This is a genomic window from Chryseobacterium sp. X308 (genome assembly GCF_020733145.1).
Lineage (GTDB): Bacteria > Bacteroidota > Bacteroidia > Flavobacteriales > Weeksellaceae > Chryseobacterium > Chryseobacterium cupriresistens.
Map to the genome: position 1 here is coordinate 20,390 of NZ_JAJFZH010000009.1, position 20,798 is coordinate 41,187.

The window sequence follows — 20,798 nt, forward strand, 5'->3', positions numbered from 1 at the left end:
ATTATAAATTTATAAAGTTCTTAACGATCTGATTTCCCACTATTCCCGATTTTTCCGGGTGAAACTGTACTGCATAGAAATTATCTTTCTGCAAAGAAGCACTGAATGGCAGGATATAATCACAAACCGATGTTGTATAGTCTGACAGTTCACAATAATAGCTGTGGACGAAATACACATCACTGCACTTTTCAATTCCTGAAAACAGTGGCGAAGTCTGTCCGGAAACGGTATTCCAGCCCATATGGGGAACAATATCCTTTGCCGGAAACTTTCTGACATTGATATCAAAAATCCCCATTCCTTCGGTATCTCCTTCTTCATTTTCCCCGCACATCAGCTGCATACCCAGGCATATTCCTAAAACCGGCTGTGTAAGACCAGGAATCAACAGATCAAGCTCTTTTTCCTTCAGCAGTTTCATGGTTGATGAAGCTTCTCCCACACCCGGAAAGATCACTTTATCAGCTTTTAAAATCTGTTCGGGATCATCGGTGATCACAGAATCAATATTCAGTCTGTTGAGGGCATTCTGAACGGAATTTACATTTCCTCCGTTGTATTTTATTATAGCGATCATATTTATAAACTTCCTTTTGTAGAAGGTAAACTGTAGTTAGCATCCGATTGGTTCACTGCCATTTTAACGGCTTTTGCAAAGGCTTTAAAAATGGATTCAATTTTGTGGTGTTCGTTATCTCCTTCTGCTTTGATATTCAGATTGGATTTTGAAGCATCAGTAAAGGATTTAAAGAAGTGAAAAAACATTTCCGTAGGCATGTCTCCAATTTTTTCTCTTTTAAACAGAGCATCCCACACCAGCCACGGTCTTCCGCCGAAATCGATAGCCACCTGAGAAAGACAGTCATCCATCGGAAGCAGGAAACCGTATCGCTCAATACCTTTTTTCTTTCCTAAGGCTTTTAAAATAGCTTCTCCCAGCACAATTCCGGTATCTTCTATCGTGTGGTGTTCATCTACGGCAAGATCTCCGTTCACTTTAATCGTAAGATCCATATTTCCGTGTCTGGCAATCTGATCCAGCATATGATCAAAAAAGTGAAGCCCGGTTGAAATATCTGATTTTCCGTTTCCATCAAGATTAACTTCAATTTCAATATCAGTCTCATTGGTTTTTCTGGAAACTTTAGCCTTTCTCATTCCGGATTTTAAGAACTGATAGATTTCTGACCATCGTGTTGCAGACAGCTCTGCCGCCTCGTTGAAGTTTTTATTAAGATAAATAGCTTTAGCACCAAGATTTTTAGCAAGTTGAACATCAGTACTTCGATCACCAATTACATAGGAATTTTCAAGATCATAGTTGCCATAAAGGTATTTTGTCAACATTCCGATTCCTGGTTTTCTGGTGGGAAGATTTTCAGATTCAAAGCTTTTGTCAATTAAAATATCACTAAAAATGATCCCTTCATTTTCAAATGCCTGCAGCATTTTTTCCTGTGGTTTTATGAAATCTTCTTCAGGAAAACTTTCAGTTCCCAACCCATCCTGATTGGTTACCATTACCAATTCATAATCTAATTCATTGACAATTTTTGCAAGGTTTTGAAAAACTCCCGGATAAAACTCAAGCTTTTCTAGAGAATCTACCTGAAAATCTGTAGGCGGTTCAATAATTAACGTTCCGTCGCGGTCTATAAAGAGTACTTTTTTCATATTTTTTTTATAAATTATTTTTAACCATTAAGCTTTTTTAAGTGGTTAAGAAGCATTAAGAACATAGCTTAAGCTATTAATTTAGCTTCTATTTTATTCATCCGATGAATCTTAAATTTCTTATGATCTTATCTTTTTTAATGGTTTATATTTTGGCAAGCTAGATTATATTCCTTTTAAAAGGTTAATTAATTTTTCATTTTCAGTACGGTTTCCCACATTAATTCTGATACATCCGGGAATCGCAGGATCTCTTCTGCTGGTTAAAATCTCTTCTTCAAGCATTTTTCCGTATACACGATCCACATTATCCATTCTGATCAGGAAAAAATTGGCATCCGTTGAAAAGACTTTGGAAATACATTGAATTCCTTCAAACTGCTGTTTTAGCCATGTTCTCTCTTCCAGAATACGGTTTACGTTTCCCTGAAGTCTGTTTTTATCCTCCAGCGTTTTTAAAATCAACTCCTGGCTCAAAACATTCACATTATAAGGCGCTTTTACAGTATTAATAAAGCTGATAATCTCTTCAGATGCATAAGCCATCCCTACTCTTGCTCCGGCAATTCCCCAAGCTTTGGAAAACGTCTGCAATACAATCAGATTGGAATATTGATTCAACAGCTCCAGACTTGATTTTTTTTCTGAAAATTCAATATAAGCTTCATCCACCACGACAATGCCGTTGAAATTCTGAAGGTAAAATTCAATATCATCCATACTGTTTCCCGTAGGGTTATTAGGCGAGCATAAAAAGAAAATCTTCAGTGAAGAATCTTCCGCTATCTTTAAGAAATTATCTTTTACGATTTCAAAGTTTTCATCCAGATCCAGTTTCACAACTTTATTTTCATTGATTGCCGCATAGAAAGCATACATCGCAAAGGATGGATTCATCATCAGAATGGCATCTTTTTTAGGCTCACAGAAAATTTTAATGATAAGGTCTATCAGCTCGTCACTTCCGTTTCCTATGGCGATCTGTGAAGGTGAAAGGTTTTTAAGCCCTGCAAGCTTGCTTTTAAGCTTTTTCTGAGTAGAATCCGGGTAGCGGTTACATTCCCCGAACGGACTTTCATTCGCATCCAGCATGACAGGAGCATTAAATTCATTATTGTCCCTGAAACTGATGTAGGGTTGTAATTGTAATATATTTTCTCTTACGAGTGTTTTGATACTGCTATTTTTCATTGCATTGTTTATTTAAAACTATTTTTAAACCATTAAGATGAATTGAGTTATTAAGAATAGTGAAGAAAATATCTTCCGATCTTTATTAAGCATTGAGCTAAATTCAAATGTATTTAAATCTTAATTTTACTTAAAAGTTTCATTTTTCTTAATGGTTTAAATTCTTTTTTGGGTAAACGCAAGGGCGCAAAGTTTTTTAATCTTTATGTTTCTTCAAGGCGCAAGAAAATCAAAGATTTTCGTCAAGTGATGCCTCATTATTTTTCCCACAGATTTCACAAATTTCACAGATTTTTCATATTTGCCTTCTTCATTTGGAGAATCTGTGAGAGATCAAAATATTTGGCATTCAATTTTATCGGAGATAAAATCCTTGCGTCTTAAAAAGGGTTTTCATTATAATTCTCTTGCGTCTTTGCGTTTTCCAACAATTAATTATTTCAATCTTATCGAAACTGCATTTTTGTGAGCAAACAAACCTTCTGCTTCAGCCATGAGCTCTATGGTTTTTCCCAAATTTTGAAGTCCTTCTCTGGAAAGTTGCTGGAATGTTATTTTCTTCACAAAACTATCCAGGGATACGCCGCTGTAATTCTTTGCATAACCATTGGTAGGAAGCGTGTGATTGGTTCCGCTCGCATAATCTCCTGCACTCTCACAGGAATAGTTTCCTAAAAAAACCGAACCTGCATTCTGAACCTCCGGTATATATTTTTCAAAATCATTGATGGCCAGAATAAGGTGTTCAGGAGCATAAAGATTGCTGAACTCAAGAGCCTCTTCCAGCGTATTGATCAAAATAAAAGAGCTGTTTTCCAAGGCCTGACCTGCGAATTCATTTCTTGGTAATTCTTTGATTTGCTGCTCAACAGCAATGATTGTTTCATTAAAAACTTTAAGATCTGTAGTGATAAAAACTACCTGACTGTCGCTTCCGTGCTCTGCCTGCGAAAGAAGATCTGCCGCACAAAATTCAGGAACAGCCTGTTCATCTGCAATCACAAGAACTTCACTCGGTCCGGCAGGCATATCAATAGCTACTCCATACCGTTGTGCATATTCTTTGGCCGCTACGACAAACTGGTTTCCAGGACCGAAAATCTTATTGACAGCCGGAATACTCTCTGTTCCAAAAGTCATTGCCGCAACAGCCTGTGCTCCCCCCGTTTTAAAGATTTCTGAAACACCGCAAAGCTTTGCTGCATACAGGATCGCTGGATTAATATTCCCATCTTGATCCGGCGGCGTACAAAGAACTATTTCTTTACATCCGGCAAGATTGGCAGGAACTGCAAGCATCAAAACAGTAGAAAATAAAGGTGCTGTTCCTCCCGGAATATAAATCCCGACTCTTTCTACCGCACGGCTTTCACGCCAGCAAACCACTCCTTTTGTTGTTTCAATTTTTTGAATATCCTGTTTCTGAGAGGCGTGAAATGTTGAAATATTCTCTTTAGCTTGTTGAATGGCCTCTTTCAGCTCATTACTAACCTGTTTTTCTGCGTTTTCAGTTTCTTTTTCGGTTACTGAAATGCTTTGAGTGTCTGCTTTATCAAATTTTTTATTGAATTCTCTTAAAGCTTTATCTCCGTTTTTTTCAACTTCTGCAAAAATATCTGTGATAAGTCCAGAGATTTCTTTCTGTTCCAAAACAGGACGTTTTACTACATCTTTCCAGCTGTCTTTTGTGGGATATCGGTATATTTTCATTGTACTATTTTTAATTGTTTTTTACGCAAAGGCGCAAGTTTTTTTAATATTTATTTTTTTAAGGCGCAAGAAAATCTTAGATTTTCAGCAAGTATGTGAGTATTAAATAGTATTCAATTTTATCGCAGATAAAATCTTTGCCTTAAAACAGTCTTAATTTTTATTCTATTGCGTCTTTGCGTCGGCCAACATTAACCATTCTTATTTTTTTTAAATAACCATTTTATCAATCGGGATGATTAAGATATCCTGAGCACCATTTTCTTTCAGCTCATCAATCACTTCCCAGAAACGTTCTTCATCAATCACAGAATGAATACTGCTCCAGCCTTCTTCTGCAAGCGGAATCACCGTAGGACTCTTTAAAACAGGAAGAACATCAGCTACTTTCTGAATTTTTTCGTTGGGAACATTCATCAGAATATATTTTGAGTTTTTTGCTTTTAAAACGGCTTTGATTCTGAAGACAAATTTTTCAAGAATGGCTTCTTTGTCAGTTGATAGATAGGGCGTTTGAGCCAGCACAGCTTCCGATTTCAGCAAAGTGACTGTTTCTCTTAATCCGTTTTTGAATAGAGTACTTCCGGAACTTACAATATCACATATTCCGTCCGCCAGACCGATATTAGGAGCTATTTCTACAGAACCCGAAATGACGTGAATGTCTGATACAATTCCCTGGTTTTCTAAAAAGTTTTTGAGGGTGTTAGGATAAGAGGTCGCAATTTTTTTACCCTGAAAATAAGAGAGCTCATCAGTTTCTATTTCTTTGGGAACAGCCAGTGAAACACGGCATTTTGAAAAACCAAGCTTCTGGATAGTTTTGATGTTTTTACCTTTTTCAACCAGAAGATTTTCGCCAAGAATGGCTACATCCACCACTCCGTCTTCCAGGTATTGCGGGATGTCTGAGTTCCGAAGGTACATGATTTCCATCGGAAAGTTATCGACTGAAACTTTGAGCTGGTCTTTACCATTGTTGACAAAGATTCCACAGTCTTTGAGAAGCTGAAGAGATTCTTCGTACAGCCGGCCGCTTTTTTGAATTGCAATTTTTAATTTACTCATTTTGCCTTTTTTTGGGGTCCGAGTAAATAAAAACTGATCTGTTGAAATTTCTGAGGAGAATTCAGGAAACAAAAAAACCGCCTATTTACTCAGACGGTTTTAATTATTTTTGATTTTAGCACATACTTATATCAATCAATTCCGTCTAGCAGAGATGATGATGATAATGATGTAATGCTAAAAATATTGGTTTCATTGTTTGAATTATGATGCAAATGTAGGATTTATTTTTAAAATGCAAAGTTTTTTCAAAGAATTTTTTGATAAAAATTTATCAGCTCCTTTGCAATGGGTTCGTCATTAAACTTCTGAACAAACTCGAAACCCTTTTCCTCACGGCGTTTTCTCTCGGATTCATTTTCCCAGAGAAATTTTAATTTGGCCCGGATATCAAGATCGTTATCCGGATTCACATACACAGAGTCTTTTCCGCCCGCTTCAGGCAGACAGCTGGTATTGCTTGTCACCACAACCGTTTTGGAGAAAAGTGCCTCAATAACGGGGATTCCAAAGCCTTCAAAGAAACTTGGATAGACAAAAATATCCGCCAGTTTATAAAGACAAGCCAGCTCATCCATAGAAACGCCTTCCAGGAAAAGCACCTGCTTCTCCATTTTGTTTTTTTTCAGGAAACTTTCTATTTTCTGATAGTATTTTGTCTTTCTTCCCACGACTACAAGAGGAATTTCCGTTCCGTTGATCGCTTTTACAACATTCAGAAGATTTTTGCGGTCTTCGATGGTTCCAACATTGAGTACAAACCTTTCGGGAAGCTTAAATTTCTCTTTGACAGCTTTCATCAATTCCGGAGATTGCTGTTCTTTAAAAGCATGATGACAGCCCTGATAAATGACTTCAATTTTAGTTTCAGGAATGTTTAGAAACTGAATAATATCTCTTTTGGTCTGTTCTGAGATGGCAATAATCTTATCGGCCGTATCAGCTGCTTTTTTGAATTTCCAGAAATGGATTTTCCTATCAAAAAAAGAATAATACTGCGGATATCTTACGAAGATCAGATCATGAATGGTAACGACCTTTTTAATAGGCTTTGGATCCCATTTTAAGGGAAGTTCACCTGATAATCCATGGAAAATATCTGCGCCCTGCTTCTGGGCATCTTTACCCATTTTCAGCTGACGTGAAAAGTTTCCTTTTGAGGTTTCAATAAAGTGAACATTCGGGCGTTCCAGAACATCTTTCCCTCTCTCGGACTTATTTTTGTTCAATAACAGATATTCATTCTCCGGTTCATATTCGGAAAGAATTCTTACAAGATCTCTTGAATAGTTTCCCAGGCCGGATGTATTGTGGAAAAACCGTTTGGCATCAAAGGCAATCTTCATCGTTGGATCTGTTTTTGAAATTCCTGAAATGTACCAAATGTATGGCCTTTTTCTTTCAGCCAGCCTACAAACGAATCAAACCTTTCCACCATCTCTTTTCCTGAGTTTTTTACCGTAAATCCGGGAAGTTTAAAAGCTTCATCTTTTATTTCTGCAAATTCCCAGGGATGGAAATAAATATTCAGATATTGATCTTTTTTCAAACAATCCGAAGCCAGTTTTTTGTACAAAAACAAAGGAAAATTGTGAAAGCTTAACCAAAACAAAGGAATCCTGAAATTAGGAGAAACCGAAGCCGGCACCTGAGTCACATTTCCTTCTTTGAAATAGGTTCTGGATACTTTTAAATTATTATATCTTCCCGGCAAAAATGTAGGGTTGATGGAGGAATTGTATGCGTATCCTGCTTCTTCCACTGCTTTTTCATCTACAGGCATCATTCTCGGCATTCTTAATCCGGTCACTTTTGTGGAAAATAATTCTTCCAGCCTTTCTCTTGATTCTTTCAGGTGTTTGTCTTCAAATTCTGAATGAAACCACGTGTGAGAGGCCAGCTCATGGCCTTCATGTAATAACCTTTCAATAAGGTGCTTGCTGTTTTCTGCAAAAACTACCGTGGAAAAAAAGGTAGCTTTGGCATTATGTTTTTTAAGGATATTGAGGATTCTCTCCAATCCTGTCTGTGAAATTGAAATCTGCTTTTCAAAGGGAATTTCACCCTTATATTCTAATGGCATATCAAATTCTTCAATGTCAAAACTCAATAAAACCATTTTAAAAATTTTTGTTTTTAATAATATAATTAGGTCTGTCTTTCACCTGTTTAAATATTTTACCCAAATAAATTCCCATGATACCAAGGATAATCAGCTGAAGTCCTCCAAAGAAAACAATGGTCATAATCAAAGATGCCCAACCGGAAATCTCTGTTTTGGCAATAAATGAATGAATTACGTAGGCTCCATATCCGATTACTGAAAGCGCTGAGAATAAAAAGCCCAGATACGCAGCCAGATAAAGAGGTTTCACGCTGAAAGCAGTGATTCCTGTAAAAGCAAAAGTAAACATCTTTTTAAGGTTGTAACTGCTTTTCCCTGAAAGTCTTTCTGCTGCAGTAAAGTCGATTCCTGTTTGTTTGAACCCCATCCAGCTCGTCAATCCTCTAAGGAACAGATCGTCTTCATTAAAATTTCTCATCACTTCAACTGCACTTGCATCCAACAATCTGAAATCTGAGCCGCCGCCTTTCGTTAAGTTAACATCTGAAAGGCTTGATAAAAGCTTGTAAAATAAGTCTGATGTTTTTCTTTTAAAAAAAGAAATCTCTTTAGGATACGTTCTAAAGGTAAAAACGACGTCATAGCCTTCTTCCCATTTCCGAATCATTTCCGGAATAAGCGCCGGCGGATGCTGAAGATCTCCATCCATAGAAATGACTGCATTTCCGTGGGCATTGTCCATACCTGCCTTTACAGCCGGCTGGTGTCCGAAATTACGGGAAAATTCAATGAACTTTACTTCATCATACTGACTGGAAAGTTCTTCTAATTTTTGTTGAGTATTGTCTCTGCTGCCATCATTCACAAATATGATTTCAAAGTCGTAATTTCTTAAGCCATCAAAAACTTCTTTAATTTTCTGATGAATCATTGCGACATTTCCTTCTTCGTTATAGGCGGGAATTACAATTGAAATTTTCTTCATATGTATTAATTCAGGCTGTAATTTTTCTCAAAATCTTTAGTCATAAGCTCATAAGTTACTCTCAACCAGATCACAATACAAGGTACGGCTTTTAATGAATATTTGATGATATAATTCTCTTTTACAAATTTCGGGAAAAGATCCGAAGTGGAGAAACAGGTAAAAATAATGACAAAAACCAGCAATCCAATAATCAATGGTGTTCTTTCTTTCTGAAGGAAAAACCAGATCAGCACTCCTACCACCGCAATAATATAGGTTGGAGATTCTGAACTGGAACTGAACAATACCAAAAACAGTAATGTTGAAGCCAGAATCATCAGTTGGAAAGCATAGTGTTTATACTGCTTAATTCTGATGTAAGGCAAAACAAAAAGTGGTAGTCCGCCTGCTAAAAATACAAGATTTGAAATAGATGCATCCCCTAAAATTCTTCTGACAAAGCCCATTAAAGAGATATCCTGCATATTTCCGAGAACCTGATTTTCATTATTCTTCTCTACAATAGACTGAAACCAGTCTGAGTAGCACTGAATAACAAACTGCGGACTTGAATACACCATTGGAAGCACGAAAAATAATAGGGCAATAGCAACTCCTGAAAGAATAAATTTAGTTTTGTTTTTAATAAAGAAAAACTGCGTTAATCCTACAATTCCGTAGATTTTCACAAATACCCCAATTAAAATTGCGGTTACAGATTTTACTTCTTTTCTTTCGTAAATATAGACTGCAGATAACAGCAAAAGGCCTGTCAGCGCTACATTGAACTGCAAACTTAAAGCTGCTGTGATGTATTCCTGAAGACAAAGCAACCCAAAAATCGCTTTCTTGCTGTCTGAAAACGGCAGTTTATAAATTCCGTAGATAAAGATGAAAGTATTGGCAATATTCCAGAGTGAGATTCCCAGCCAATCCGGCATCATGGCGAATGGTGCGATCAATGCACTGAAAAATACACCATAATGGTTCAGATCAAAATAAAGATCAGGATAATGGATAAATAAGTTTTTCTGATGAATGGTATTAAAGAATACGTTTTTAAAAATCAGATAATTATTGATCGCATAATCTCCTCTCAGATATTTGGAAATTGCTGTAACAACGGATATAATAAGATAAACCCCAAATATATATTTAGGGTTTAATAGTATTTTAAGAAATTTTTCTTTCAAGATTGTGGTATTAGCTTAAAATATTAATCTTAAACAGCTACATTATTCTCTCTCAATGCATCATTCAGAGATGTTTTCTTATCTGTAGATTCCTTTCTCTGACCGATGATCAAAGCACATGGAACCTGATATTCTCCAGCCGGATACTGTTTTGTATAGCTTCCTGGAATAACTACTGAACGTGCAGGAACTCTTCCTTTGATTTCAACAGGTGTATCTCCTGTAACGTCGATAATTTTTGTAGAAGCGGTCAATACTACGTTAGCACCCAATACAGCTTCTTTTTCTACGTGAACTCCTTCCACAACGATACATCTTGAACCGATAAAGCAGTCATCTTCAATGATTACCGGAGCTGCCTGTAACGGCTCCAATACTCCACCGATCCCAACACCTCCACTCAGGTGAACATTTTTACCGATCTGTGCACAACTTCCTACTGTTGCCCATGTATCTACCATTGTTCCTGAATCTACATAAGCTCCAATGTTTACATAAGAAGGCATCATAATTACTCCGGGAGCAATATAAGCTCCTTCTCTGGCAACCGCATGCGGTACAACTCTTACTCCTTTTTCAGCATAATTTCTCTTTAAAGGCATCTTGTCATGAAATTCAAACGGACCTACTTCAATAGTTTCCATTTTCTGGATCGGAAAATACATTACCACTGCTTTTTTCACCCATTCATTTACCTGCCATCCGTTTTCAGTAGGCTCTGCTGTACGAAGTTCACCCTTATCAACCAAAGAAATAACCTCTCTAATTGCCTTCTGGCTGTCTTCATTCTGCAATAAATCTCTGTTGTCCCAGATATTTTCAATAGTTTGTTGTAACGACATGTTTCTTATTTAAAATTATACCGGCCAAAGATACAAAAAAGTTCAGCAAAACTGTTTTTAACATTAGTTTAATTAATAGCCCAGCATACGCTTCACTCTCTTTTTATAGGTCAGGTAAACTTCTCCGTGTTCCTTTAGCAGGAACTCTTCTTCAAGCCTGATTTGAATCTGCATTAAAATATTTCCCGTCAGAAGAAAAGAAAAAGTAATGACAGTAGGAAAAACAAGAAAAAATCCGACAAGACTGATGGTCATACCCAGAAATACAGGATTTCTTGAAAACCTGAATAATCCGTCAGTGACAAGTTCTGTTTTTGTTGTGCTGTCAATCCCGATACGCCACGAGTTTTTCATTTGTAACTGGGCAATAACAACCCAAATCAAGGCCATCATCATTAAACCCAACCCTGTGTATTGAATGAGATTATATTCCAAAGCATTGATTTTAAAAGCAGAGAACATGTCTTTCGGAAAGAGTAAAAGAAGTATTGTATACATAAACAAAGCCAATAAAATCAGCTTAAAATAAAATCCAACCAATCCGTAGGCAGAATCATCTTTGGGAAGGACGTTAGGATTTTTGCCAATCCGTTTTGCGACTCTGTAACTTATTCCCACAAAGGAAACAGTAAAAAAAATAATAAAATAAAAGGGAATAAAGAATCTGATGAAATCTGTCATAATGATAATAGTTTTGGACAAATTTCATGAGTATTGGGATGCAATGCTATTGCAATGACAAGAATATTATTGATTTGCAGAAATGCGAAGTTATAAACCTGGCAATTCCCCTCCTCCGGAGGGGTGGCAAAAATTCAGAGAATTTTTGACGGGGTGGTTAAAGAATATAGTTATAAGTTTTGGCTAAAGCCAATTGATTGTTTGATTTTTCTATTGAACGGGCTAAAGCCCGTTTCTATTGAATTTCAACCATTCCCTGCATGACAAAATATTAATTCCTGTTAGTACGTTTTAAAGATTTACAGCACTCTTTGAGCATGAAGATAGGCCTTATTCCAGTACTTTTCATTCAGAGATGAAATAATAACACCTTTTGAAGTAGAAGCATGAATGAATTTCACTTCTCCATCAGGACCGATATCATGAACAATCCCTACGTGAGAGACTCTGCTTCCTCCGGCTGTTGCAAAAAATAAGAGATCTCCGGGTTTTACGTCTTTTATATCAATATTTTTTCCGGCCTCGGCCTGATCAGAAGATCTTCTGGGAAGATTAAAATCATTTTCTTCAAATACTTTTACGGTAAATCCTGAGCAGTCAAATCCTGAAGAAGTACTTCCTCCGAATTTATAGGGTGTTCCGATATACTTTTCTGCATCTTTCAGAATATCATTGATTGATCTGGATACACTTCCGTTAAATTTTGAATCCAGTTTTCTGAGGTTTTCAGCTTTTGCAACGCTCTTTGTATTTGATTTTTTACTGGCGGAAGCGCTTTTCGAGGATCCGCAGGAAACCACCAAAACAGAGGCTGCCAACACAACAGCAATCTGCTTTATTGTCATTTTTTGTTGAAATAATCCCGTTCCCATACTCTTCTGATTTATAATTAATTAACAAAACACATTACAAATATACATTTTATATTATAATTATAGTATAACTATACTACAACTATATTATAAATATATGTTAAAATTTTGGTTTTCGTTATTTATTGGTATATTTGATTTCTATTTTAAAGATATGGCAACCTATGAAAGTGTAATCAAGATTACAGGAGCGGTGGGCGACCTGGTATTTTATAACCTGAACGGCAAAAATGTGGTTCGGAAGAAAAGCGGGTTTAATAAAGCTGCGTTTAAAAAGAATCCGTCATATGAGAAGGTAAGACAGAACAGTTCTGAATTCGGGCATTGTTCCAAAATGGGAAAAGTTATCCGGAAGAGTCTGGATGCCTATATTAAAGAATCAGGAGATCCCCTGCTCTACCAGAAGTTTGCCAAGGTAATGACAGCCATCAAAGATTTGGATACAATTTCTGAAAGGGGAAAAAGAACAGTTGAAAACGGTTTAAAGACTGAAGAAGGAAGAAAATTGCTGGGAGCATTTCAATTCGGCACCATTAAGAATGTTTCTGATTGTATAAGGATTAAAGATCATGTTCTGTATAAAAATGATCATTGTACATCAGACCATGCGGTGATTTTAACTTTAAAATTAGATTCTGAAAATTATAGCGTAGAAAGTAATGAAGAGATTATGAGTTGGAATCAAGAGAAAGATCAACCGTTAAAAAATTTTTTTTCTGATGAGGATTTTCTGCTCTGTTTTGCAGCATTGAAAAATGAACATGATGAGATTACCCGTATGGGATTTGTATAAATAAAAAGTCTGCAGGATATCCTGCAGACTTTCTTGTCTTATTTCTTTTCTCCTTTCCAGGTTCCTGATATGGAAGGGGTTGGAAGTGAGTTTGACCAGTTTCCGTTTCCTTTTTTATCTGTAGATAATGTTCCTCTGAATTCTCCTTTCGAAGGAAGTCCTACCGTTGCGTTCAGATCTCCTGTTTCACTTAAATTCCCGGAAATGTTATAGTTTTCATTATTGACATCGGAATGCATTGTTCCCACCACTTTACCACTCTCATCTACCACGAAGTTCCAAACTCCTTTATCACCTCCTTCATAAGAACCAGACCATGTTCCTACATAATCATAAATAGTATCATCATCAGAGCTGCAACCGATAAATAAAAACGCCGTAAATAAAAGTAAAAAAAGTTTCTTCATAGTTTCAGTAGTTTTATAACCTAAAATTCTGTTATTCTCATCTGCCTTCCTTCCAAAAATACAGCTTACTGAGAATATTGCTTAATATGTATTATTTTTTTGTTCCGTGCAAATCTACTAATTTTTTCATTCAAATTATCTGAATTTTAATCAGCGTTCAATATGTTTGTTAAAAAACAACATATTTCGGCTAAAATACAAATATTTTTCAAACAAACAGAGACTGTACAAATTTGAGTTGATTAAAAATATAAGGTTAAAGTTGGATAGTAATATGTTCAAAATTCGTTTACAATTACTTTATACTAGATTGCAGATCATTTGCGGTATGTTTTAAAGATATTTCTTACCTTAGTGAAAAATTTAACCTTTTCTAAAAATTACATGAAAACAAAAACATTATTTTTGGGAGCACTTGCTATTTTTGGCAGCTCAACGGCACAGGTTGGGATTAATACCGCCACTCCAAGTCATACTTTAGACGTAAATGGCCTGGTAAGAGTAAGAGGACTTTCAAATGCTGAAAAAAAGATTGTTGCGGCGGATGCGCAGGGAGTTTTAACTCTTATTTCTCCTGAGGAAATTTTTGCTCCAAAGGCTATATTGAACACTTCAACCTCTTCCAGTGAACAGAGGTCAACTGTATACGAAGGAAAATGTTTTCAGCCTGGTGATAATGCATCTTCCTGTACAGTTTCCGTAAATCATTACACTTCTTGTGCGGGATTTACCAATCCAGTAGATACTCAGATCATTGTGGGGCAAGGGATCAATACCTCCAATGGACAGTTTTTAGGCACATGGACAGCCCGATATGTTGATAATAAAGGATTTGCCAATACAACACCTGTTGCCAACCAGACAGCACCCGACTACCCCAGAATTTCTTATCCGAGTACCAATACAGTGAACTATTTAGGAAGCGGTAATTTTGCCGGTCAATGTAATACCGATCTGGTAACAACGATCAATCAGGCTACCGGAGACATAAAAATAGAGTCTGTAAAGCGAAGCATGTACGCACACCTTTTGTACCTTATTAATATTGCCCGCTCCAGATCTTTATAATAGTCGATATTTGATTTCAAAAAGACAGCCACAATGAAAATATTGTGGCTGTTTTTGTTAATAAAAACCTTCTGAAAGAGGATTTGATTTATCTTGGTAATGGAAGCGTTGCCGGATAGCAACCACAAAGGCAGTCCCATTGATCAAAATCTTCCGAACAAACACCAATGGCTTCACATCTCCATAAAGCACCTGGAGGGCATGCCGGAACATTAGGTCCTGCTCCTTTAACTTTTTTTAATTCTTCTCTTGAGATTTTCTTTAAGTTTTTCATGGTTTAAAATATTTTAGTTCGTTCAAATATATAAATATTCATTAAAGAGCGATTTAATTTATGAAAAATTTAACTTTTCACATAAAAAGCCTCTAAAGAGAGGCTAGAAACTATTATTGGATGATGAAAAACTTATCCCAAATGTATGATATATTCGTCTCTGGTTTTATGAGTACAGTCATATTGAGAATTTACAGTATAAAATGATTTCTGCTTATTAGAAATTATGTTACCGCTTGAAATAAAAGTAACAAAAAGCTGCAAAGAATTAACTTCGCAGCTTTTGTTTTCATAGTATGTTTTTAGAATCTTTTCTGGTCTGATAACTATCCGGAATTTAATTTTGGAACTTTACAAAATCCAGATAAAAAGTAGGGTTTCCAACATTAAACCCAGATGGAACTACAAGATTGGTTTTATGAGCAAATATGGGATAAACCCCGGGAGCCGCGAAGTATAATACTCTGGTTTGATCTCTCGGCACAAAATTAATAGGATCAGGACTTGCAGTTCCACAATATGTTTTCCATACTTCCCCTATCCCGGGAATGTAAAACCAGTAATCATTACAGGTAGAAGTTATTGTAATTCCTGAACGGAAAAAATACCATCCTTTAGCAGGAATATTCACAGAAATTCCTGTTGGCAGGTTATCTCCTCCTGAGTTTCCGGTAAAAGGATTAACCAGTGTTCCAGTGTAAGAAGTCCAGTTATCAGCAAATGCTGTAGTAACAGTGGAAGACCATGTAGCCAGTCCGTTAGCATCACTGGTCAGTACGTACCCCAGCTGCTGGGTGCCGTCTTTAATTTGAAGAGCTCCATTGGCTGTTCCGTTATCAATAACAACCTTTGCACTGGCAGCTCCCGCCGGTACTGTATTGGTGCCTACCAGGACTTTTCCTGTACCGTTGATACTTAAATTATTTCCTGCCGTTGCAATATCGGTTGCCTGCGAAAGGGTTCCTCCCAATTTCACATCTGTACCGGATAAACTAAGACCGTTACTTGCTGTGATATTGTTATTAATGATTGTTGTACCGCCATTTCCATTACCTCCTGCAAGCTCGGTTACCGTCATAAAACCTATTGTCGGGTTCAGCTGTGCTGTTCCGGCTCCTCCCAGCCTTACTTTTACAGAGGTATCAATTGTTGGTCTGTAAATAGCATAGGCTTCCGGCTGGCCGCCAATTGATGTTGCCGGATAATTATTTATGGCATCAACAACTCCTGTTGTACTGGAAGGAAGAACAGAATTATTGGAAGCATCTACCCATTCATACACGAAGAATCCACCTGCCAGCGAAAAGTCTGTAGCATGAAGCTGACAACGGAGAACATAGGTTTTACCTGCTTTCAGATTGAAAACACCTGCGCTATAAGTAATATTATTGGAGGCAACCACAGATCCAAATGTCACATCTGATCCTGTAGATACTGATTGGGCTGCGTTTGGCTTCACAATAATATAATCCCCTGTTGAAGATGTTCCGGTTGAAAGAAGTTCCCATGTAGAATTCGTTCCGGTAAGTCCCGTACTCACCAGCTCCACACTCTGATTGGCTGGTACTGAAATACTGGCATTTCCGTTAATTGTTTCCGGAGCTACAGCATTCACGGTGATCTTAAAATTTGTGTTGTTTTTAATTCTGTAAATCCTCCCTTTGAAGTTTCCAACCCCACTGACAGAAGGTGGTAAACCAAATACAGCATCTGAACTCCCATTGTATGAAACATGAAAGTCTGATAATACTAAATTATAAGTGGCTGTAGTAACCGCTTTATAATTAGCCGCCAATGATCCGTTAATATCCATGGTAGAACCGGGATTCACTGTGTTGACCCCAACATTTCCTGCCTGGGCAAAAGCAATAGCCGGACTTAAGGCTATCATTGCAAAGATTAGTTTTGTAGAAATTTTAAACATTTATCATTATTTTATTTACATTAATAAACCCGATTGTTTAACATAATGTAAAAGTATCAGAATAAATTCTACAAGAAACATCACCAAGCGTAGAAAAAAACTAAACAAAATGTAGAAAATTTTCTACACTCAAAAAATAGTTTTTATTCATAAAAATAAGTATCAGGACATGTAAGCTTCATACAGTTTAATAAGATCGGCCAGATTACTTGTTTTCAGTTTTTTATGGATTCTTTTTTTATAAGTACTTATTGTAGACATCTGGATATCCATCTCGTTTGAAATTTCCAGGTTTCCGTTTCCTTTTACCATGAGCATAAAAATTTCATATTCCCTTTCTGATAAACTCTTTACAGCATCCAGTGCGGACGGCTGCAACAGCTTATTGACAAAGCCATTAGGATAATAATTTCCTTCTGAAAACATTTTCATGACTGCTTCAGAAATGGTAGCTACTTTACTGAGTTTATTAATGTATCCATCTGCCCCTTCTTTGATATATTGTATGGCAATTTCCTCTTCATACGCCGAAAAAACAAGTATTTTCAAGGCAGGATCAAGCTGCTTGATTTCTGAGATCATTTTTTTGTTTCTGCTTTCAGGCATATTGATATCCAGAATAAGCAGATCAAATTTCTGTCTGGAAATTTTATCGAGGGCTTCAGGATAATCTGAAGCAGTATCTATCAGTACATCAGGAATGCGTGCTTCTAAAATGATAGCGGTTCCTGTTAATACAATATCATGATCATCTGCTATAAGGATCTTTTTAATCATTTTTTCGATTTTTTTATAATTAATTGGAAAGAAGTGCCTTTGGTCTCGTTTCTTCTGATTATAATTTTACTTTCCAGCATCTGGAGCAGCTGTAGGATCAGATGAAGTCCCATACCATATTTCTGCAATAACAGCTTTTCATTTTCAATATTCTCCTGAAGTTTGGTATAATATTCAATTTTATGGTCGTCCATCCCGATTCCTGTATCTGTAATTTCCAGAATAACAGTTTCCGGCTCATCTGCCCCGGTGATTATAATCGTTCCGTTTCTTGTATATTTTACAGAATTATCCATTAGATTATGAATAATCACAGCAAGAATATTTTTACTGATTTTCACCATTAATTTTTCATCTACATTATTAACAATTGTCGTGTTGTGATTGGCTGCAATCTCATCAAAAAGGATTTTCTTTTCCTGCACCAGATCACAGAAAGAATACAGCTCTGTTTCATCACTCCTGTATTCATTATAAATATCAGCATACTCTTTCAGTGTTTTTGTAAAATTGTACAGCTGGTTAGATGATTTGTAAATAGAATTAAGAATTCTTTCAGTACGGTAGGCATTCTTTTCATCATAGTCCAAGGCTTCTTTGCTGGTTAAAGCAATAAATTTCAATGGTGTGGTAATATCATGGGTAATTGTTCCGATGAGCTTTTTCTGCTGTTCAATTTCTTTTCCCAGCTTTATCTGAGTGATTTCCAGATTTTCTACAGTTTCTGAAAGAGTTTTGGTTCTTAAACGGATAATTTCCTCCAGCTCACGGTTTTTCTTTTTATGAAAGCTCGTCCTCCATCTTACGGATACATACAGTAAAAGAAGAAAGATAAAAACAATCAGTAGTTTAAACCATAATGTCTGATAAAAAAAGGGAGGAATGATAATTTTAATTTTTTTGAAAACGTATTCCTGCTTATCAGAAACGAGCATCCTTACGATAAGAAAATGGGTGCCATGGCCAAGATTATTGAGTAAAAACTTCCGGTCTTTTCCTACAGACAGCCATTTATTGGTTCCATCGTCATCCAGTTTTGCTTCAATGACAATATTATCAGGGTTTGCGTAGTAAGGGATATCGATAAACAGTTCAACCCGTCTGTTCTCCTGACTCAGTTTCAGGACATCTATAAACCATTTTTCTTTATCATCAACGAGAACCCTTTCTATATACATCGCTTCGGGATAATAACTTTTAACTTTCAGCGGGTTAAAAAATACCAGTCCGCTTAATGAAGGCAAAACAAAATCTCCGTTTTTCAATTTGTTGCTATTGATATTACTTCCTCCATTAAACTCGTTGGTACTAAAGCCGGCTTCTTTTGAATATCTGTAATAGTTCAATTTAAAATTGCTGTTTTGCAGGTATTTTAAAAGCATGCTTTCTCTTATTTTATACAATCCATTATTGGTTGGAATCCAGAAGTAACCATTAGGATCTTCCATCAGGGTATGCGGTGACAAAAGATTGCCTTCAGAATCACCCGGCAGCTTTATAAGACGGTTGTTTCTTAAAAGATAAAAACCTTTTCCAAGAGTGGTTACCCATATATTTCCGTCTGCAGTAAGTACAATATCACGAACTGATAATTCATTTTGACCGTTTAAACTATAGATTTTGTTATGATTGACGGATATTTTATACAATCCTTTTATTGTACCAACCAGAATATCTCCTGCTTCTGTCAATACCATTTTGGTAGGTTCGTTGGCAAACAGGTATTTTTTCTTTAATGACTTAAAAGGCCAGTTTTCATAAATGCTTAGTGTGCCTGTGAACTCGGTATTTCCTTTTTTTTGTTTCACTGCCAGTACGTAATATTTCCCATTGGCAAAGAAGAAATCATTCACAGTGTCTTCTCCGGTGGAAATGCTTTGAAAATCTGTAAAATCAGACTTTTTACTGTATACAAAAAGAGTTTGTTCTCTCCGGGTTACAAGATTGCCCTGTCTGTCAAAATTTAAAAAATACGATATACTTTTATCGAAGTTTTTGCTTTTAACCAATCCGTAGCGGTTGTAGATTTCCCCTGCAGGATTAATTACACATGAATCATTATAAGGCTGGATCGCATAAAAAACAGCTGATGATTTTGGGATGTTCTTTTTCGAAGAGGTAAAATCGGTTAAGCTCACTATTTTGAGCCCGTCTGTACTGCTTCCAAGGTAAAGTTTTTTATATTTTACATCATAATAAATGCACATCAGATTACTTTCGCCTATATGATCAAGCCGGATCAGTTTTGATAATTTAAGGGTTCCTTTATTGTAGATGCATCTGTAAAGGATATTGTTATTCAGGACAAATCCCTGCCCGTTGGTTCTGTTCCAGAAAATTTTGCTTCTGACATCCGCTACAATGGGCAGATCATAAGAACCGGTAATTTTTCCTTCTTCTATTTTTTTTACCTTTTTAGCATTCCGATCAATATAAAACAGAATCTCTCCTATTGTAAAGGCATTTGGATCATTTTTAAAAAGCGGCTTCACATCAAGTTTAACCTGTGTTTTTGAAAGAAAATCTTCATAAACAAAGGAGTCTTGTGTGATAAAATACCTTCCTTTTTTGAAATCCATAAAAAAATAGACTCCCGGAGACGGACTGTAGCTGTAATTTGAAATACACAGATGATACTTGACATTGCCCCTAACAATAATTGTTGGACATCTTTTAATGCTTTTTATTACTTTTGGAATTTTTTGATGGATTAAAACCGTTTTTCCATCATCTACCGCCGTAAAAATACTGTCCTTATCAGCATTACCATAAAAATAGGTAAACCGCTGGCTATTGAGTGGAAATTTTTTATGAACAAAAAAATTAAGCCCGTCATATCTTACAATTCCGTTTTCTGTAGTCAGCCAGATAAAACCATATTTATCTTTTATAATATCTTTTACACTATTCTGAGGCAGTCCGTTATCTGTATTGAAAAACTGCACCGTGTATTGTTGAGAATAAAACAAAAGAAAAGCAAACAGAAAACCAACCGTAAGAATATTTCTACACAAAACCAATCATTTTTACCAATAGTGTAAAGATAATTTATTTAAAACACTTTATTGCTAAAATATAGGACATTACTATAAAGTAGGTATTTTCATACTAAATATTTCTACAAACCGTAAATGAAGTTCAAAGATCCCTTGCCTGGTTGATATCGGTAATCGCAAAGCCAAATTGTTGATCACAAATCGGCTTTTCTGGATTTCAGAAGTATGTCTGGAATAGGAATGATTTTAATAAGTTTCCCGATAAGGTATTTACCGCATCAGAAAAATAGTAA

19 protein-coding genes are annotated in these 20,798 nt (G+C 36.2%); 2 read left to right on the plus strand and 17 right to left on the minus strand.

Annotated elements, in window-relative coordinates:
• Position 1: 1 nt before the first annotated feature.
• The 12 genes from hisH to LIV57_RS11710 form a co-directional block, all read right to left on the minus strand.
• Positions 2-580 (minus strand): imidazole glycerol phosphate synthase subunit HisH, encoded by a 579-nt coding sequence (gene hisH / locus LIV57_RS11655; RefSeq protein ID WP_227942711.1) that lies wholly within the window; start codon positions 578-580, stop codon positions 2-4.
• Positions 581-582: 2 nt separating this feature from the next.
• Positions 583-1,677, minus strand: a complete 1,095-nt coding sequence (gene hisB, locus LIV57_RS11660) for a bifunctional histidinol-phosphatase/imidazoleglycerol-phosphate dehydratase HisB (RefSeq protein WP_227942712.1) — start codon at positions 1,675-1,677, stop codon at positions 583-585.
• 165 nt (positions 1,678-1,842) lie between these two features.
• Positions 1,843-2,868, minus strand: coding sequence for a histidinol-phosphate transaminase (gene hisC / locus LIV57_RS11665; protein WP_227942713.1), 1,026 nt, complete (start codon positions 2,866-2,868; stop codon positions 1,843-1,845).
• A 435-nt stretch (positions 2,869-3,303) separates the two neighbouring features.
• The gene (gene hisD / locus LIV57_RS11670) at positions 3,304-4,578 is read right to left on the minus strand and encodes a histidinol dehydrogenase (protein WP_227942714.1); all 1,275 of its coding nucleotides are present in this window, start codon (positions 4,576-4,578) and stop codon (positions 3,304-3,306) included.
• Between the two features lie 210 nt (positions 4,579-4,788).
• On the minus strand, positions 4,789-5,646 hold the full coding sequence (gene hisG / locus LIV57_RS11675) for an ATP phosphoribosyltransferase (protein ID WP_227942715.1): 858 nt from the start codon (positions 5,644-5,646) through the stop codon (positions 4,789-4,791).
• A gap of 248 nt (positions 5,647-5,894) precedes the next feature.
• The gene (locus LIV57_RS11680) at positions 5,895-6,992 is read right to left on the minus strand and encodes a glycosyltransferase family 4 protein (RefSeq protein ID WP_227942716.1); all 1,098 of its coding nucleotides are present in this window, start codon (positions 6,990-6,992) and stop codon (positions 5,895-5,897) included.
• Positions 6,989-7,765 (minus strand): polysaccharide deacetylase family protein, encoded by a 777-nt coding sequence (locus tag LIV57_RS11685; protein ID WP_227942717.1) that lies wholly within the window; start codon positions 7,763-7,765, stop codon positions 6,989-6,991. Before LIV57_RS11685 ends, LIV57_RS11680 begins: the two co-directional genes overlap by 4 nt.
• Position 7,766: 1 nt before the next feature.
• A complete protein-coding gene (locus LIV57_RS11690) occupies positions 7,767-8,696 on the minus strand; it encodes a glycosyltransferase family 2 protein (RefSeq protein WP_227942718.1) in 930 nt (309 codons plus the stop codon).
• A 5-nt stretch (positions 8,697-8,701) separates the two neighbouring features.
• Positions 8,702-9,871, minus strand: a complete 1,170-nt coding sequence (locus LIV57_RS11695) for a glycosyltransferase family 87 protein (protein WP_227942719.1) — start codon at positions 9,869-9,871, stop codon at positions 8,702-8,704.
• 29 nt (positions 9,872-9,900) lie between these two features.
• Entirely contained in the window at positions 9,901-10,713 is an 813-nt protein-coding gene (locus tag LIV57_RS11700) for a 2,3,4,5-tetrahydropyridine-2,6-dicarboxylate N-succinyltransferase (RefSeq protein WP_089691708.1), read from the minus strand.
• A gap of 72 nt (positions 10,714-10,785) precedes the next feature.
• Complete coding sequence (locus LIV57_RS11705; RefSeq protein WP_227942720.1) at positions 10,786-11,394, minus strand: methyltransferase family protein; 609 nt, start codon at positions 11,392-11,394, stop codon at positions 10,786-10,788.
• 299 nt (positions 11,395-11,693) lie between these two features.
• Positions 11,694-12,239: a C40 family peptidase gene (locus tag LIV57_RS11710; protein ID WP_227942721.1), complete on the minus strand. Its 546-nt coding sequence runs from the start codon at positions 12,237-12,239 to the stop codon at positions 11,694-11,696.
• 124 nt (positions 12,240-12,363) lie between these two features.
• Between LIV57_RS11710 and LIV57_RS11715 the strand changes: the two genes are divergently transcribed.
• On the plus strand, positions 12,364-13,059 hold the full coding sequence (locus LIV57_RS11715; RefSeq protein WP_227942722.1) for a hypothetical protein: 696 nt from the start codon (positions 12,364-12,366) through the stop codon (positions 13,057-13,059).
• Between the two features lie 38 nt (positions 13,060-13,097).
• Here the strand turns inward: LIV57_RS11715 and LIV57_RS11720 are convergent, their stop codons facing one another.
• Positions 13,098-13,466 (minus strand): hypothetical protein, encoded by a 369-nt coding sequence (locus LIV57_RS11720; protein WP_110008797.1) that lies wholly within the window; start codon positions 13,464-13,466, stop codon positions 13,098-13,100.
• A 384-nt stretch (positions 13,467-13,850) separates the two neighbouring features.
• Between LIV57_RS11720 and LIV57_RS11725 the strand changes: the two genes are divergently transcribed.
• Complete coding sequence (locus LIV57_RS11725) at positions 13,851-14,534, plus strand: hypothetical protein (protein ID WP_227942723.1); 684 nt, start codon at positions 13,851-13,853, stop codon at positions 14,532-14,534.
• A gap of 88 nt (positions 14,535-14,622) precedes the next feature.
• Here LIV57_RS11725 and LIV57_RS11730 read toward each other — a convergent pair whose 3' ends face one another.
• The 4 genes from LIV57_RS11730 to LIV57_RS11745 form a co-directional block, all read right to left on the minus strand.
• The gene (locus LIV57_RS11730) at positions 14,623-14,808 is read right to left on the minus strand and encodes a bacteriocin-like protein (RefSeq protein WP_227942724.1); all 186 of its coding nucleotides are present in this window, start codon (positions 14,806-14,808) and stop codon (positions 14,623-14,625) included.
• Positions 14,809-15,145: 337 nt separating this feature from the next.
• Positions 15,146-16,732, minus strand: coding sequence for a hypothetical protein (locus LIV57_RS11735; RefSeq protein WP_227942725.1), 1,587 nt, complete (start codon positions 16,730-16,732; stop codon positions 15,146-15,148).
• Positions 16,733-16,894: 162 nt separating this feature from the next.
• Entirely contained in the window at positions 16,895-17,509 is a 615-nt protein-coding gene (locus tag LIV57_RS11740) for a response regulator transcription factor (protein WP_227942726.1), read from the minus strand.
• Entirely contained in the window at positions 17,506-20,523 is a 3,018-nt protein-coding gene (locus tag LIV57_RS11745) for an ATP-binding protein (RefSeq protein WP_227942727.1), read from the minus strand. The genes LIV57_RS11740 and LIV57_RS11745 overlap by 4 nt, the downstream gene beginning before the upstream one ends.
• Positions 20,524-20,798: the final 275 nt, after the last annotated feature.